At 59.9% G+C, this 17193-nt stretch carries 13 protein-coding genes; 8 read left to right on the forward strand and 5 right to left on the reverse strand.

Translation table 11 applies throughout. The features are described 5' to 3' along the window. Window position 1: 1 nt before the first annotated feature. Window positions 2–1570 carry a citramalate synthase gene (gene cimA / locus GSVR_RS12675; RefSeq protein WP_173199851.1) on the reverse strand — a complete coding sequence of 523 codons (1569 nt, stop codon included), beginning with the start codon at window positions 1568–1570 and terminating at the stop codon, window positions 2–4. Between the two features lie 205 nt (window positions 1571–1775). On the opposite strand from cimA, the gene GSVR_RS12680 reads away from it, so the two are divergent. Beyond that, the gene (locus tag GSVR_RS12680) at window positions 1776–3137 is read left to right on the forward strand and encodes an MATE family efflux transporter (protein WP_173199849.1); all 1362 of its coding nucleotides are present in this window, start codon (window positions 1776–1778) and stop codon (window positions 3135–3137) included. Then, window positions 3134–4420 (forward strand): tRNA (N(6)-L-threonylcarbamoyladenosine(37)-C(2))-methylthiotransferase MtaB, encoded by a 1287-nt coding sequence (gene mtaB, locus GSVR_RS12685; RefSeq protein WP_173199847.1) that lies wholly within the window; start codon window positions 3134–3136, stop codon window positions 4418–4420. The genes GSVR_RS12680 and mtaB overlap by 4 nt, the downstream gene beginning before the upstream one ends. Window positions 4421–4575: 155 nt before the next feature. On the opposite strand, the gene GSVR_RS12690 is transcribed toward mtaB, so the two are convergent. The 3 genes from GSVR_RS12690 to GSVR_RS12700 form a co-directional block, all read right to left on the reverse strand. After that, window positions 4576–4992 carry a secondary thiamine-phosphate synthase enzyme YjbQ gene (locus tag GSVR_RS12690; protein ID WP_173199845.1) on the reverse strand — a complete coding sequence of 139 codons (417 nt, stop codon included), beginning with the start codon at window positions 4990–4992 and terminating at the stop codon, window positions 4576–4578. A gap of 222 nt (window positions 4993–5214) precedes the next feature. Continuing rightward, a complete protein-coding gene (locus GSVR_RS12695) occupies window positions 5215–7056 on the reverse strand; it encodes a UbiD family decarboxylase (protein WP_173199843.1) in 1842 nt (613 codons plus the stop codon). Next, window positions 7056–8309 carry a lipopolysaccharide assembly protein LapB gene (locus GSVR_RS12700; RefSeq protein WP_173199841.1) on the reverse strand — a complete coding sequence of 418 codons (1254 nt, stop codon included), beginning with the start codon at window positions 8307–8309 and terminating at the stop codon, window positions 7056–7058. Before GSVR_RS12700 ends, GSVR_RS12695 begins: the two co-directional genes overlap by 1 nt. Window positions 8310–8413: 104 nt before the next feature. On the opposite strand from GSVR_RS12700, the gene GSVR_RS12705 reads away from it, so the two are divergent. Continuing rightward, window positions 8414–10909 carry a PAS domain-containing sensor histidine kinase gene (locus GSVR_RS12705; protein WP_173199839.1) on the forward strand — a complete coding sequence of 832 codons (2496 nt, stop codon included), beginning with the start codon at window positions 8414–8416 and terminating at the stop codon, window positions 10907–10909. Between the two features lie 47 nt (window positions 10910–10956). On the opposite strand, the gene GSVR_RS12710 is transcribed toward GSVR_RS12705, so the two are convergent. Beyond that, on the reverse strand, window positions 10957–11853 hold the full coding sequence (locus GSVR_RS12710) for an AraC family transcriptional regulator (protein ID WP_173199837.1): 897 nt from the start codon (window positions 11851–11853) through the stop codon (window positions 10957–10959). A gap of 374 nt (window positions 11854–12227) precedes the next feature. Here GSVR_RS12710 and GSVR_RS12715 point away from each other — a divergent pair, with 374 nt between their 5' ends. The 5 genes from GSVR_RS12715 to GSVR_RS12735 all read left to right on the forward strand — a co-directional run bounded on the left by GSVR_RS12715 (window position 12228) and on the right by GSVR_RS12735 (window position 17145). Continuing rightward, on the forward strand, window positions 12228–13229 hold the full coding sequence (locus GSVR_RS12715; RefSeq protein ID WP_173199835.1) for an aldo/keto reductase: 1002 nt from the start codon (window positions 12228–12230) through the stop codon (window positions 13227–13229). A gap of 214 nt (window positions 13230–13443) precedes the next feature. Beyond that, window positions 13444–14502, forward strand: coding sequence for an NAD(P)-dependent alcohol dehydrogenase (locus GSVR_RS12720; RefSeq protein ID WP_173199833.1), 1059 nt, complete (start codon window positions 13444–13446; stop codon window positions 14500–14502). Between the two features lie 75 nt (window positions 14503–14577). Further along, entirely contained in the window at window positions 14578–14922 is a 345-nt protein-coding gene (locus GSVR_RS12725) for a carboxymuconolactone decarboxylase family protein (RefSeq protein WP_370552034.1), read from the forward strand. Window positions 14923–15048: 126 nt separating this feature from the next. After that, entirely contained in the window at window positions 15049–15429 is a 381-nt protein-coding gene (locus tag GSVR_RS12730; RefSeq protein WP_173199829.1) for a VOC family protein, read from the forward strand. Between the two features lie 333 nt (window positions 15430–15762). Then, a complete protein-coding gene (locus GSVR_RS12735; protein WP_173200024.1) occupies window positions 15763–17145 on the forward strand; it encodes a sigma-54 dependent transcriptional regulator in 1383 nt (460 codons plus the stop codon). Window positions 17146–17193: the final 48 nt, after the last annotated feature.

Here is a 17193-nt window from a genome sequence, read left to right on the forward strand (position 1 = left end):
ATCATCCCTCGGATTTGTGCAGTTTATAGTCGATACTGTCGATCAAGGCTTGGTAGGAAGCATCGATAACATTGTCGGAAACACCCACGGTGCCCCAACGCTGGGTCTTGTCGCCCGACTCGATCAATACGCGGATGGACGAAGCGGTACCCTGGCCGGCAGGCAGGACACGCACCTTGTAATCCAGCAGCTTGACCTCCTTCAGTTTCGGGTAGAACTTCTCCAGCGCCTTGCGGATGGCGTTGTCGAGAGCATTGACCGGCCCGCTTCCCTCGGCCGCGGTGTGCTCGACCTTGCCCCCTACCCTGACCTTGATGGTGGCCTCGGCCATCGGCTTGTGGCTATCACCCTGCTTTTCATCAATTACCCTGAAGCCGAGAATATGGAAGTAATTCTTGTGAGTTCCAAGTGCTTTCTTCATCAAAAGCTCAAAGGAGGCCTCGGCACCTTCGAACTGATACCCGCGGTTTTCCATGTCCTTGATGTTGTCCAGAATTTCCAGGGTAACCGGGTCCTTGCTGTCGAGGTTGAGATTGAATTCCTCGGCCTTGGCCAGAATATTGGAGCGGCCGGAGAGATCGGAGACCAGTACCCGGGTACAGTTGCCGACCAGTTCCGGGCGCATGTGCTCGTAGGTTTCAGGGTGGCGCTGAATGGCGCTGACATGCACGCCCCCCTTATGGGCGAAGGCCGAGTTGCCCACATAGGCCTGGTGCTTGTTGGGGGAAATATTGGCCAGCTCGTAGACAAAGCGCGACACATCGCGCAGATGGCGCATCTGCTCGTCGGAGATGCAGGTTTTGTTCATCTTGACCTTGAGGGCCGGAATGATCGAGCACAAGTTGGCATTGCCGCACCGCTCGCCAAAACCGTTGATGGTTCCCTGGACCTGGACGATGCCCTGCTCCACCGCAATCATCGAGTTTGCCACGGCGCAATCGCCGTCATTGTGGGTATGAATGCCGAGCGGCGTCTTGATCTGCTTCCTGACCGCCTTGATGATTTCGGCCACTTCGAAGGGCATGGTGCCGCCATTCGTATCGCACAGGATGATGCAGTCCGCCTTGGCCTCTTCGGCAGCCTTGAGCGTTTTGATGGCATACTCGGGATTGGCCTTGTAACCGTCGAAGAAATGCTCCGCATCGTAAAACACTTCAGGCGCATTCCTCTTGAGATACTCGAGCGAGTCGTAGATCAGCTCCAGATTCTCCTCGAGCGGGATGCGCAGCGCCTCGCGCACGTGAAAGTCCCAGGTCTTGCCGAAAATCGTGATCGCATCCGGCTCGGCCGCCACCAGCGTCCTGATGTTGTTGTCCTTTTCAGGAGTAACCTTGGCCCGGCGGGTCGAACCGAAGGCAGCGATCTTTGCCTGGGAAAGCTTCTCTTTTTTGATGTCCTTGAAAAACGCCACATCCTTGGGATTGCTTCCCGGCCAGCCCCCCTCGATATAGTGCACGCCCAGTTCGTCCAGCCGATGGGCGATACGGATCTTATCCTCCAGCAGGAACGAGATATCCTCCGCCTGGGTACCGTCACGCAGGGTTGTGTCATACAGTTTAACAAGGCTCATCGATACCTCCCGTACATGCTCTGATGCTTGATGGTAAAAGTTTTAAACTTGTAAACGTTTTCAAGGCAATTTTCAACAAAAACAGTGCGGCAGACGCCTTTGGCAGGCCTCGGCTTCGGGATGGGAAAATTTGCTGCCCTCACCGGGCCGTTTTTAGTATATAGTTGCCGACGCACTTCGGGTCCTGCCCATCAGACAAGCGATCATGAACAATTTTTCCGAGCTCACAACCGATCCCATCCCGGTCCTGATCCGGCGTCTGGCCATACCGGCCGGAACCGGTTTTTTTTTCAACACCATGTTCAATGTGGTGGATATCTGGTATGGCGGCCGCCTGTCCACGACCGCCCTGGCAGCCATGTCGCTCTCCTTTCCGGTGTTCTTCATCCTGCTGTCCATCGGCGCAGGGGTGTCGACCGGAACCACCGCCCTGATCGGCCATGCCCTGGGGCGCAACGACCATGAGACGGCGCGCATCTACATCCTCCAGGCGCTTTCGTTTGCCCTGTTGAATGCGCTGTTCCTGACGGCGCTGGGCATCTCCTTTTCGCCGGAGATATTCATGTTCATGGGCGCTCGGGAGGAATACCTGGCACTGGCCCTGAGCTACATCGACGTGGTCTTTGCCGGAGCCCCCTTTTTCATGCTCAACTTCGTGATGAGCGCCATCCTCAATGCACACGGCAATACCGCCACCTACCGCAATTTTCTGATCTGCGGTTTTCTGCTCAATCTGCTTCTCGACCCGTGGTTCATGTACGGCGGCTTCGGCCTGCCGGCTTTAGGACTGCCCGGCGTGGCCCTGTCTACCGTTGCGATCCAGTGTCTCGGCAACTTCTACCTCTTCAACCGGCTCTCCCGTACCGAGGCGATACCGAGCTTCACACTGCGGGAACTGCGTCCGCAGTGGAACTACTACCGCAACCTGTTCGGGCAGGGGTTTCCGGCTGCCATGAACATGATGACCGTCACCCTGGGCATCTTCATCATCACCTGGTTTGTCGGAAGATACGGACAGGAGGCGGTGGCAGCATACGGCATCGGTACCCGCATCGAGCAGATCGCCCTGCTGCCGGTAATGGGGCTCAATATTTCCACCCTGGCCCTGACCGCCCAGAACTTCGGAGCCGGTCAGATCGGGCGCGTCCGGCAGGTACTGGTTCTTTCGCTTCGTTACGGCTTCGTGCTGGCCCTGAGCGGAACCGCTGCAGCCCTGATTTTCACCGGCGAGCTGATGCGGCTGTTCAGCAGCGATGAAAAGGTGGTGGCCATCGGCATCAGGTTCCTGCGCGTCGAAGCCTGGGTATTTCCCGCCTATGTGCTGCTCTACATCTGCGTGGCCGCCATGCAGGGCATCCAGCGCCCCTCCCTGGCCCTGTGGATCGGCCTGTATCGCCAGATTGCCGCTCCCGCCGCCGCTTTCCCCCTGTTGACCGTGTCCGTCGGAATGGGCATCATCGGCATATGGTGGGGCATCTTCAGCGTGACCTGGTCGGCGGCGCTGTTCGTTGTCTTTTATGTCACCCGGGTTTTGAAAATGTTGGAAAAGGAAATCGTACCCCCATGAAAACCGTTGCCATTGCCACACTGGGATGCAAAACCAACCAGTTCGAATCAGCCGCCATTACTGAACAGTTCGGACGTGCCGGCTATACCGTCGTCCCTTTCACCGAACCGGCCGATATTTACGTGATCAATTCCTGTACCGTCACCGCCCGGACAGACAGCGAAACCCGCCGCATGATCCGTCGGGCCCGTCGCCTGAACCCGCAGGCGCGTATCGTTGCCACCGGCTGCTATGCCCAGGTGTCACCGGAGGAGCTTTCGCGCATGCCGGAGGTTGACGTGGTGCTCGGCAACCTGGAAAAGCTCGATACCACGCTCCTGGCGGAAGCCCCGCAGGACCGGGTCGCCGATACCGGCGCTGAAACGACCTTTTCCCCCCTCAAGCTCACCAGTTTCGCGGAGCACACCAGGGCCTTCCTGCAGGTCCAGAACGGCTGCAATACCTTCTGCGCCTACTGCATCGTGCCCTTTGCCCGCGGCAGAAGCCGCAGCGTTTCGGGCGCAGAGGTGCTGGACGGCATCCGGGGACTGGTGGATCAGGGCTTTCGCGAAGTGGTGCTGACCGGCATCCACCTGGGGGGATACGGTCTTGACCTGTCACCGGCTGACTCCTTGGAAGGGCTGGTGCGCCGCATTCTGAACGAGACGGAATTGCAGCGTCTGCGAATCGGTTCCATTGATCCCAACGAGATCAGCGACAGCCTGCTGGAGCTGTGCGCCGGCTCATCCCGGATCTGCCATCACTTCCACATCCCGCTCCAAAGCGGCAGCGACAGCGTGCTGGGGCGCATGGGGCGCCCCTACGGCACGGCCGCCTTCACCGCCCTGCTGGAACGGGTCGTGGCCGCCATGCCGGACGCCTTCATCGGCACCGACATCATTGCCGGATTCCCCGGCGAAGACGAAGAGGAGTTCCAAAGCACCTGCCGTCTGATAGAATTGCTGCCGCTGGCCGATCTGCATGTGTTTCCCTACTCCCGGCGCCCCCGGACCAGGGCGGCCGACATGCCGGACCAGGTCCCTCCGGCGCTCATCAAGGAACGTGCCGCCCGGCTACGAGCCATTGCCGGCCGCAAACACGAGCAGTTCCTGCAACGCGCCGTCGGTGGTGAACTGCAGGTGCTGGTGCAGCACCATGAATCTGCTACGGGTATGGTCAGGGGGGTTTCCCGGAATTACATCCAGGCGGAATTTCAGGGATCGTCAGCGGATATCAACTGTGAGCGGCGGGTATTGGTGACGGGCATCGAACAGGGGCAGGCGGTTTGTCACCCGATGGAATAAGCTTTGAAAACATTATTTCACCACAGAGATCACAGAGGAAAAACAAACAAATCTGGTTATTGATTGTCGGTGACGTTGGTAAACCTGCATTAGCTTGATTTCTCTCTGTAAACTCTGTGTTCTCTGTGGCAAATGTTTTTTTATGTTCGGGCAATTCATTCCCCGATGATCTTCAGCAGCACCCGTTTGCGGCGTTTACCGTCGAACTCCCCGTAGAAGATCTGCTCCCATGGTCCCAGATCGAGCTTGCCGCCGGTCACGGCCACGACCACTTCGCGTCCCATGATGGTCCGCTTGAGATGCGCATCGGCGTTGTCCTCGTAACTGTTGTGCCGGTAGCGCGAGTAGGGTTTCTCCGGAGCCAGCCCCTCCAGCCAGACCTCGAAATCCTGGTGCAATCCCGCTTCATCGTCGTTGATGAAGACGCTGGCGGTGATGTGCATGGCATTGCACAAGAGCAACCCTTCACGAATGCCGCTCTCGCGCAGATGCTCCTCCACCGTGGGAGTGATGTTGATCAATTCCCGGCGCTGCCGCGTTTCAAACCATAGTTCCTTGCGAAAAGACTTCACGATTCCTCCCGAAACCCGGATCCGCACCATCTCCCTGCCGGAACGCCTGAAAGGCCTCTGCCTTTGCAGTTTCGCGGCATTGAGCGTTTCGGCGGAGGGCCAGCGGACTATACTATCGCCACAGCCCGGCGACGTTCGGGCCCCGGCTTCTTTCAGACACTCCGGCAGTCCGGCGGCGCGGACCCAGGTTTGCACTGTTCACAGAGTTTATACAGTGTAGGTTCAATACAAACCATGTAGCGGACCGCCCGGCGCGGCCAGTTCGTCGACCTTGCGCTCCATGGCTGGATCCTCCTCCAGAACAGGGGCATGGAACGGCTTGGTGCGGGCATCGATGACCAGCGGGCCGCTGCAGCCCCAGTGGCGGCCGCGTGTTTCCGCTCCAATGCCGTAGATGTCGGTGGCGGGATTGGAACGGGTGAAGGTCACCCACAGGAAGTTGTTAAGCGTGGCTGCGGTGAAGCGGCTGTCATCGCAAATCACGATCAGGGCCACTCCTCCGAACATATCGCGCTCCCCGTAGAAACGGCAGAACTCGTCCATCAGCGCATCGCCCTTACCACGCTCCTGCCGGGAGGCGGGTCCTTGAATGGCCAGTACGCCGGGCAAACAGACCTGCGCCCCTCCGAAACCGTCCGGGTATTCCATCCCGGCCGGCACTTCCCCGGCCAGCCTGCGGCGGACCGGACCGGCGGCGGCGATCACCACCTTGGATCCCTCATTGAGGCCGGAGCCGCTGTAATCCAGGGTATCGATGGTAGTGGCGGTCTGGAAATGCAGGTTCCTGCGCCAGTCGGCCCGTTCCAGAACATGACTCAGGAACGCGGCGATATCGTGGGTATGCAGGCCGGGTGCATCCTCCTGGGCTGCGATGAACAGATACTTGGCCAGGGAAAGCTGCCCCTGCCCCAGGATGGCGTTGGCAATGGTCAGCAGTTCCTGGGGCTGGCGCTCCGCGGCATAGGGCACGTAGCGCTCGGAGGCGATGGCCAGCAACAATGGATGCACGCCGGCCGCATCCACGGCATGCACCTCCTTGACCCCCGCCACCACGGTCGGGATCAGCGGCCCGGTCAGTTCGTGGATAAAGGCGCCGAAACTGGTATCCTCCTGAGGAGGACGCCCCACGGTGGTAAAGGGCCAGATGGCATCCTTGCGGTGGTAGACCTCCTCCACCTCGACATAGGGAAAGTCGTGGGTCAGGCTGTAATATCCCAAGTGGTCGCCAAAAGGGCCTTCCGGCAGGGTTTTGCCCGTATGCACAACACCGCAGATACAGAAGTCTGCTTCAGCCGGGACCGGCAAGCGCCCCGGCAGGCGGGTCATCGGAATCCGGTGTCCGGCCAGCAGCCCGGCAAAGGAGAGCTCCGGCATCCCTTCCGGCAGCGGCATGACCGCTGCCACGGTCATGGCCGGCGCGCCGCCGACAAACACGTTCACCCGCAGGAGATCACCCCGGGCAATGGCTTCGGCATGATGCGCCCCGATGCCGCGGTGAATCTGATAGTGCAGACCGGCCTGCCGGTCCGGCTCATAGCGGTTGCCCGACAGTTGCACCCGGTACATGCCGAGATTCGATTTCGCAAAACCGGGGTTGGAAGGATTCTCGCTGTAGACCTGGGGCAGCGTGATGAAAGCACCCCCATCCCGGGGCCAGGAGACGATCTGCGGAAGCTGCGAAAGGGTGGTGCGGCACTCCAGCGCCGGCGCGGCCGTAGTGGTTGAGGGCAACAGGTGCAGCGCAGCGAAGGGTGCTCTGACGGCATCCAGGGGATGCTTCAGCAGGGAAAAGGGATTGATTTTCAGATCGACCAGCCGGCGGATGTCGTCCAGGGTATCCCGGAAGATGAAGCGGGTTCTCTCCAGGGTGCCGAACAGGTTCCCCAATAGTGGAAAACGGCAGTTGACCGGATTGGTAAAGAGCAGCGCCGGCCCGCCGGCCTGGTAGACGCGCCGCTGTACCATCCCCACCTCCAGCCGGGGATCGAGCGGCACGGCAATCCGGCGCAGCATGCCATGCCGCTCCAGGTCGAGGACGCATTCCTGCAGATTACGGTAACCCATCAGCTGCCCACCTTGCGTAGTTTTTCCAGGATGGCCTCAGTTGCGCGCATCTTGTCGCGGGCAGCGAGAATTTCCTGTTGGGAGGACTCGAGCGGAAAGCGCCTGAGCCCCTGCTGCAGCAGTTTTTCCGCATCTTCCAGGCTGCCCCGTTTATGCAGCAGCCGCGCCCGTGCGACCAGGTACTGGGGCGAGTAGGGATCAAGGGCATCCGCCTTTTCCAGATCGGCCTCGGCTGCGGTTTCGGCACCATTACGGTCGTATTTCTGGGCTCTCAGAAAGTAGACGTGGGCCAATGCCCCCCGCATCCCCTGCCGCTCCCCATCGCTTTCGGCCGATGCGAGGACATTCTCGAGAAAAGCTATGGCGCCGTCATGGTCCCCCATTCGCACCTGAGCCGTCATTACCGCGGCGACCGCCTCCACATTATGGGGCTGTAGGCTGTAAGCCTTGCGGAAGCTTTGGAGGGCCCCCTTGTAATCCTCGGCGACCAGCGCAGCCTTGCCGGCCAAGAGTCCCGAACGGACGCGCTGCCCCGCAAGCATGTCCCTGATCCCGGCGTCGCTGACAACCCCTATCCGCTCGTCATAGAGCCGGCTGAACTGGGCAAAGCGCCCCAGCCTTACATAGGTGCCGGCCAGCCCGACAACATAGGCAGCCATTTGACCTGCATCCCCCCCTGCTGACGCATCCGCCATAGCCAGGGCCTTCTCGTACAGCGGCAGCGCCTCCTCGTAACGCCCCTGACCGGCCAGATCGTAAGCCTCCGAACGCAGCAACTGGGCCTCGAACATGGCGGACACCGGTTTCAGAAGCGATTCGACGGACTCCCCCTTTCCGGTGCGCGTCAGGCGCATGCGCGCCAGATCGAAGTTGCAGTCGTCGTCGCCGGGTTCGAGATGGCGGTCGCGCAATTCCACCAGCAGTTCTCCACCGGCGGGGGTGATGCTGAGGGAATGCCCGGACGCTCTGAGTTCGTCGTGGTAAGGATAGCGCACTTCGAGTTTCGACAGGTCCTTGCCGGAGAACTTTCCGGTCGTGATGGTGGCCCCCTGGAAAAAACCGGAAACCGGGGAACCGTCCCGGTCGCGGCGCAGGAACAGGGAGACGTTATGGGCAAGTTCCAGGCCGCCGCAGGCATTGCCGGAAACGGCAAAGATCTCCATGGTGCCGGTATAAAGCTCCGTTGCGGCGGAAGCGGTGCCAGGCAGGAATACGCAGCAGAGTGCCGCATATAGTATCGAGCTGAATCGCATGCTGAACCTCGTTAAAAGAACGCTTGACCCGGCAAAGGGTATCATTGTACTCAAAGACAATCAAGGACTGTCGAGTCCAATCACGGGTTCACGATGCTGCCTGCATGCCACGGATGACCATTTTCAAGAAAATAATGGCAGTGACCCTGCTGCTCTCCCTGTTGCCGCTGCTGGTGTCGTCATTGATTCTGCTGTCCGACCTGGAATCGGTCAATGCACGCCTGTCGGCCGAGATTGCCGGGACTTCCGACATCCAGGCCTCGGAGTCGCTGCAGATGCGCGCCCAGAGCGTGGCCGAATCGATCTCCGATTTCCTCCACCAGTGCGAAAACGACCTGCAGTTCCTTTCACGCACCTCCCTGGACCAGCAAAACCTGCTCAACTTCTACGAAATCCGCCGCGGGGAGATCTGGGAGCGCGGCCCCGGGAATGTCCCCACCGGGACCCGCCGCTTGATTCCGCTGTACCGTTCCTTTGCCTTTATCGGGCCGAACGGGATGGAACGGCTGGTTATCCGGGACGGCCGTTTCCTGGCCCCCTCCGAGTTGCACAACGTTTCCCGGCCGGCCGGCACTGAATTCAAATGTGAGGATTATTTCAACCGGATCAGGCACCTGAAGCAGGGGGAGATCTACGTTTCCCACCTGGTCGGCTTTCATGTCTCCAAACAGGAGCAGTTGGCCGGTGCCGCATCCCCGGAAAGAGCCTCTAACGGTGCTTCCTACCAGGGGGTGATCCGCTTCGGCTCACCGCTGTTCGACCCGAGCGGAAGCTTCATCGGCATGGTGGTCATCTCCCTCAATCACCGGCACCTGATGGAGTTCACCCAGCACATCGATCCCGGCCGGAACTTCTCCACCGTGTTTCCCTCATACCAAAGCGGCAATTACGGCTTTTTGTTCGACGACGAGGGTTGGATCATCACCCACCCCAAATACTGGGACATCAGGGGGGTTGACCGCAACGGCAGGCAAGTCCCCCCCTACACCAAGGCCTCCAGCAAAACGGATATCGACAACGGCCTGATCCCGTTCAACCTCGATCAGGCCGGATTCGTCCACCCCAATTATCCGCAGGTGGCAGAGACGATCAGAAAGCGCAAAAGCGGCTACGTGGACATCACCAATGTCGGTGGCTCCAAGAAGATCATGGCCTTTGCGCCGATTCTGTACGGAACCGGAGATTTCAGCAAATACGGAGTTTTCGGCGGGGTCACGATCGGCTTTCAGGTGGACCAGTTTCATGACGCCGCCCGCAAGGGAAGCCGCCTGATCAACCGCGAGCTGATGGATCACCGCAAACTCAGCGGCCTGATCATCCTCATCACCGCCATCCTGTCGGGCCTCTCCGCCTGGGCCCTCTCACGCGGCATAACGCGCCCCCTGCATCAGCTGATCGATGGTGCCCGCCGTCTCGCCAAGGAGGACACGCGCAGCAATGTCAGCGTTTCCTCGAAAGACGAACTGGGAGAACTGGCCAACACCTTCAACTATATGGCCAACGAGCTGAAAGTCCGCAAGACCAACCTGCTGTCGACCCTGGAGCAATTACGCCACTCGCGGCTCGAAATCCTTGACGAACGCAACTTCAAGGAAAGCATCCTGGAAAGTATCTCCAGCGCCATCGTAACCTTTTCCACCGAAGGGCTGATGACCTCCATCAACGCCACCGGCAGGCTGTTCCTCGGCAATCACATCAGTGTCGATACCCATTACCGGGAGGTGTTCCATGGCTGGGGCGAGATGGCGGATCTCACCGAACAGACCCTCCGCACACGCAGCGGATACGGCCGTCAGCCGCTGCATCTCGATCGGGGCAATGGCATGTCCCATTTCGAGATCGGCTTTTTTCCGATCGGCAAGGATGCCGAACGCGGCCTGACTGTAACCATGCGCAACGAGACTGAAAAGGAGAAGCTTCGCGAGGAGATGATGCGGCTGGACCGGCTGGCCTCGCTCGGCAAACTGTCGGCCGGCATTGCCCACGAGGTGAGAAACCCCCTGACCGGTATATCGCTCCTGCTGGACGACCTGCACGACAACGCGACCCTGGCGCTCGACGACCAGACCATGATCAAGAAGGCCCTGACCGAAATCGAGCGGGTGGAACGCCTGATCAGCGCGCTGCTCAACTATTCTTCTCCTCCCCGGGCCGACTTCAGGACAGGAGACCTCAATGCGGTGGTCAACGACACGGTCCTCCTGATGCGCAGGCAGTGCGAGCGGCAGCAGGTGCGGATCGTCTTCGAGGCGGGCAGGCTGCCGTCGTTCCGCTTCGATGCCGAAAAGATCAAACAGGCCCTGCTGAACATCATCAGAAACGCCGTGGAGGCCATGCCAGAAGGGGGCGAGATCTCCGTCACCACCTCTGCGAATGAGGAACGCGCCATCATCACTGTCCGGGATAACGGTCCCGGCATCCGGGAAGAGGATCTGCCGCTGATCTTCGAGCCCTTCTTTACCCGCAAGGGGGCCGGCACCGGATTGGGGCTCTCCATTACCCAGCGCATCATCGAGGAACACCACGGCCGCATCTGGGTCGACTGCAACGAGGCATCCGGAACGGTCTTTCATCTGGAACTGCCGCTGAACATGGGCTGAAGGAGTACTGCAAAAAATGAGGGTAAACCTGGCGAATTATTATGGGTTTATCCGAAGGCAGGCATCCGGCGCAACTGCGTGATGTCCCGCAACGGCGGTGCTCCGAACATCCGGGTGTATTCGCGGCTGAACTGCGAAGGGCTTTCGTAGCCGACCTGAAATCCCGCGGTGGCGGCATCTAGGCGTTCCGTCAGCATCAAACGCCGGGCTTCCTGCAGGCGCAGTTTCTTCTGATACTGCAACGGGCTCAGGGCGGTCATGGAGCGGAAGTGGTGATGAAAGGTCGACGTGCTCATGCGGGCCTGGGCCGCCAGGTCATCGATCCGCAGCGGCAGCGCAAAATTGCCTTTCAGCCAGTCAATGGCCCGCGCAATCTGATGGCTCTGGCTTCCTGCCGACGCTATCTGGCGCAGACGTTCGCCCTGATCCCCCACCAGCAGCCGATAGATGATCTCCCGCTGGATGATCGGGGCCAGGATCGGAATGTCCTGCGGGTCGGCCAGCAGATCGAGCAGGCGCTGAAAAACGGCCACGAGCGCCAGGGTCACCTCACCGGTCGCCATGCCGCGGCCCGATTGCCGCACACGCGGCAGGGGCAGCGTACTGTCCGCCATCAACTGCGAAATCTCGCGCTGATCCAGCTTCAACCGGAGCCCCAGATAAGGCTTCTCCCGACTCGCCTCGACAATCTGAACCACCGTCGGCAAATGAACTGACGTGATCAGATAGTTGTGTGCGTCGTACACGTACGCATCGTCTCCCAGCAGCACCCGCTTGGCCCCTTGAGCCACCAGGCAGATGCTCGGCTCATACATGCCGCAGACCGCCTCGCTTGGCTCGATCCGCTGAAACAACGCCAGTCCCGGGACGGCGGTTGTGTGTTGTTCCCCCTGTTCGGTCCATCGGGCAATACTCCCGCCCAAAGCCTCAAGCGCAGTCATCATATTCCCTCTCCAAAACTCCTCTTCGCATCGTTTGCCAGACTGTTTGAATTACAGGTTGTTCAAAATAGGCAGATCGTCGCGCTCCCAGGAAGCTCCGCTGAGGCGCCCGAAAGGTGAGGCCGCGCGCAGCCACAAAGAGGCTTCGAGGACGGCGGCGAGATGCCTGTTTTTCAACAACCTTTTACCACACATACCCGTTGCAGATAGTACCTGCCACCATTCCAGGCCACAACCATTATCCTGGTCATCGCAGGATCAGGCAAGAATTAAACAGAATTGATCTACCGGCTTTGTTTTTTCCGAAATACGATACAATCATCAAAAGGGGCATGTGAACAGATTCGGAAAAGGCCCAGATATGAAAGGAGAAAAGGATGCACAAACGAACATTGGGGAAAAGCGGCCTGGAAGTCTCTGCCCTCGGGTTCGGCTGCATGGGTATGAGCTTCGGTTTCGGCCCCCCAAAGGACAGGCAGGAGATGATTTCCATCCTCCGAACCGCCGTGGAGCGCGGCATTACCTTTTTCGATACGGCAGAGGTCTACGGCCCGTTCATCAATGAGGAACTGGTCGGCGAGGCACTTGCACCGGTGCGTGATCGGGTGGTGATTGCCACCAAATTCGGCTTCGATACCAGCGTCGATCCCCGGGGAACCAAGGGGGCGCCGGTCCTGAATAGCCGGCCCGAACACATCAGACAGGTTGCCGAGGCCTCACTCAAGCGGCTCAAAACCGAGGTCATCGACCTGTTCTATCAGCACCGGGTCGATCCGGATGTGCCGATCGAAGAGGTGGCAGGTGCCGTAAAAACGCTGATTCAGGAAGGAAAAGTCAGACACTTCGGCCTCTCGGAAGCCGGCGTAGGGACGATACGGCGCGCCCATGCCGTCCAGCCGGTGGCAGCGCTTCAGAGTGAATACTCCCTTTGGTGGAGAAAGCCCGAAACGGAAGTGATTCCAGCCCTCGAAGAGCTGGGTATCGGCTTTGTACCTTTCAGCCCGCTGGGCAAGGGGTTCCTCACCGGCAAGATCGACGAAAGCACGTCGTTCGACAGCACCGACTTTCGCAACGTTCTTCCCCGGTTTACGCCGGAAGCCCGCAAGGCCAATCAGGCATTGGTGGACCTGCTGGGCACCATCGCGGCCCGAAAGAACGCCACCCCGGCCCAGATTGCCCTGGCCTGGCTTTTGGCCCGCAAGCCCTGGATCGTGCCGATCCCCGGCACCACGAAGCTGGAACGCCTGGATGAAAATATCGGGGCGGTCTCACTCGAACTGTCAGCCGAAGATCTGCATGAAATCGAGCAAGCCGCCGCACGCATCGACGTGCAGGGGGCGCGCTATCCGGAAAAACTGGAGCAGTTGACGGGGCGGTGACGCTCCCGGGACAACCACAATCTCAGAGGCAATGGGGCGCGGAAAAGGCCTGATCAAAACGGATTGCCGCGGATACGGCAGGATTTTTTCGGTCCGTATTTCAGCATCCGCCTAAATCCGTTGCATCAGCGAACATCCGTGTTTCCATTGCAGGTTGAAGCTTACGTATGACAGGGCATCACTCACATCAGAATACTCGACAGGAGGACAAACTATGTACAAAGCAAAAGCCTATTCCGCCGCCAGCGCTACATCGCCGCTGGCCTCCGCCGAAATCCCGCGCCGCGATGCCACGGAACGCGACGTGCAGATCGACATCCTCTACTGCGGCATCTGCCACTCCGACCTGCACACCGTGCGCGACGAATGGAGCGGCGTCATGCCCACCACCTACCCCTGCGTGCCGGGGCACGAAATCGTCGGACGGGTCACGGCGGTCGGCCCGGCAGTCACTAAATTCAAGCCGGGAGACCTGGTAGGGGTCGGCTGCCTGGTGGACTCGGACCACACCTGCCCCAACTGCAAGGCTGATGTCGAGCAGTTCTGCAACAACGCCATTTTCACCTACAACTCACCAGACAGGCACCTCGGCGGCATCACCTACGGCGGCTACTCGGAAAGTATCGTGGTGGACGAGCACTTTGTGCTGCGCGTACCCGCCAACCTCGATCCTGCCGGGGTGGCACCGTTGCTGTGCGCAGGAATCACGACCTACTCCCCCATGCGCCGCTGGGGCGATCTCACCGGCAAGAAGGTTGGCGTGGTCGGCCTGGGCGGTCTGGGACACATGGGGGTCAAGTTCGCCCGGGCCTTCGGCGCCCATGTCGTGGTGTTCACCACCTCCCCCAACAAGAAGGAGGATGCGCTCCGTCTGGGAGCCCACGAGGTGATCGTTTCCACTGATCCCGAGGAGATGAAGCGGCAGGCCGGCACGTTCGACTTCATTCTCGATACCATCGCTGCCGAGCACGACATCAATGCCTACATCGCCATGCTCGGCCTGGACGGAGAGATCACCTTGGTTGGTGCACCGGAAAAGCCGCTCCCGGTTTCCGCCTTTGCGCTCCTGTTCGGCCGCCGCAGCCTTTCCGGTTCGCTTATCGGGGGGCTCAAGGAGACCCAGGAGATGCTCGACTTCTGCGGCCAGCACAACATCACCGCCGATGTCGAAATCATCCCCATCCAGAAGGTCAACGAAGCTTACGACAGGCTGGTCAGATCCGATGTGAAGTACCGCTTCTCGATCGACATGGCCTCGCTGAAGGCCGAGTAACCGCCAGGCAAGGGGAAAACAAGAGGCCGACCGGAATGCCCGCGGGCACCGGCCGGCCTCTTTCATTATGGGTGGATGAGAGGAGCGAACACCATGAGCAAGGAACCTTCTACCGCGCGGGCAATGCTCGGCGATTTTGCGCCCAAGCTGGCTGAACTCACCGACAGCGTGCTCTTCGGCGATGTCTGGGAACGGAAGGAGCTGTCGAAACGCGACCGGAGCCTGATCACCGTGGCGGCACTGGTCGCCATGAATCGCCCGGAGCAGCTGCGGTTTCACCTTGACAGGGCACTCGACAACGGACTCACGCAGGAGGAACTGATCGAGGTCATCACCCATCTGGCATTTTACTCCGGCTGGCCCAACGCCATGACCGCCATCACCACGGCCAGGGAGCAGTTTGCCAGCCGGGATGCATGAAAGTCCGGCAAGTCAGGGCGTCACCCCGCCTTTGTTTCCATGGAAAAAGCTCGCCACCTGCGGGCTTTTTCTGTGGTAATGTTGCGGACATTATAAGGGGTATATCTCAATTTTCAGGAGCCAAAGATGTTCAAGCGCATAGACCACGTGGAACTTATCCCCCGCGACTTCGACCATGCCATCGGTTTCTATACCGAAATCCTCAGTTTCACGGTCAAGCAGCGCATGATGATAAATGCCCCTCCGCTGGAGGAAATCGCCTATCTTGCCCTGGGCGATACGGTACTGGAACTGATGCGCGTGAAGGAGCCGGTGATCGGAGAGCAGGACCCGTGGCAGACCGGCTACCGACTGATGGCCATCGAAGTGGAAGACATGGATCAGGCGGTGGCATACCTGGCCGGGAAAGGGGTGCCGGTTACCTGGGGACCGGTGACTTTTGGGAGGTCGAAACGGGCCGAGATACAGGACCCGGATGGAAATGCGATCGAACTGAGGCAGTGGTAAAACGAAGCTCACCGCAGAGGACGCGGGGCTACTCAGGGGAGATCCAAGGGTTGTCGACTAGCCGCCTTGATGCCGTCCTTCATCTGCACTACGTTGAAGTTCGAGAACATGCGGCAGCAGTTGATCCCTGTCCACTGCTTCAACAGTTTCCGCTTCGCTTCTCAGCGTATGTCCTGACATGCTTGCAGCACCTCACCTCCTCCCCTGCCGTCTCGTTATTTTTCCTGTTCGAGACCAGCGTTTTCGTATAGGGTTACACTGCCGCATGCGGCGCCCCTCTCAATCGGAGACGGTAACAATACAGCTTTGAGCCAATTCGCTCACAGGTACATGATGGAAAAGATACTGATCATCGACGACGAACCCTTTATCCGCGAAAACGTGGAACGCATCCTGGGGGAGGAAGGCTACCTGGTCTGCTCGGCCGGCTCCGGCAGCGAGGCGCGCGAGGTCGTGCTGGCCAACGATATCGACCTGATTCTGCTCGATCTCAACCTGGGTACCGAAAACGGTATCACCGTGCTCAAGTCGCTCAAGGAGATCGACCCCGACCTGCTGGTGATCATCATTACCGGCTACGGATCGGTGGAAAGCGCGGTGGATGCGCTCAAGCTGGGCGCCTTCCATTACATGAAAAAGCCCTTCAAGGCCGATGCCCTGCGGGTAATCGTGAAGCTGGCGCTCCAGACCCAGACGTTGAAGCGCGAGGTGCGCAATCTCAAACGCACCGACGGCTACCTGCCGGGCCGATCCCCCATGATCGGTTCCAGCCCGGCTTTCAATGAGGTGATAAAACAGGTGCGCGAAGTGGCCCGTATCACCACCACCGTACTGATTACCGGCGAGTCCGGCACCGGCAAGGAACTGGTAGCACGGGCCATCCACAACCTCTCCGACCGCCAGGAAGCCGCTTTCGTCGCCATCAACTGCGCCTCACTGCCTGCCAACCTGCTGGAGAGCGAGCTGTTCGGGCACGAAAAAGGGGCGTTCACCAATGCGACCAGCCGCAAACCCGGGCTGTTCGAGGAGGCTGACCAGGGCACCATCTTCCTGGACGAGATCGGCGAGATGGACATCGCCATGCAGGTCAAGCTGCTGCGCGTGCTGCAGGAGCGGGTCATCCGCCGGGTGGGAGGAATCAAGGATATCGCCATCGATGTACGGGTGATAGCCGCCACCAACCGCAACCTGCAGGACCGCATCGCCGGCGGCGCCTTCCGGGAGGACCTCTTCTACCGGCTGAACATCTTTCCGATCCACATCCCCCCCCTGCGCGAACGGACCGAGGATATTCCCCGCCTGGCTGCCTATTTCCTGGACTGCTTCAGCAGCGCCTTTGGGCGCGATTTCCGCGAGGTTGCTCCGGACGCGGCGGAACTCCTGCAGCACTACCCCTGGCCCGGCAATATCCGCGAACTCAGAAACATGGTCGAGCGCATCTGCATCATGAGGCACGGTCCGATTCTGCTGCCGGAACACCTGCCTGCGGAAATACGGGGCACTCTGGGCGCTGCTGCCGCTCCGGGCGGATGCCAGGGGGCCGGTGCCCCGCTCCTGCCGGCCGACAAGGGGCTGGAAGAAGCCGTGATCGACTACGAAAAGGCCATCATCAGCCAGGCCCTGCAGCAGACCCGCGGCAATGTCCTGCAGACCGCGGCCATCCTGAAGATCCCCCGTGGCACCCTGCGCTACAAGATGGAAAAATACGGCCTCTGATTGCTATAATGGTTGCTCGGGTGTAGCTCCATCTCAACCTTGAGGAGG

It is taken from the genome of Geobacter sp. SVR, from assembly GCF_016865365.1.
Classification (GTDB): Bacteria; Desulfobacterota; Desulfuromonadia; order Geobacterales; family Pseudopelobacteraceae; genus Pelotalea.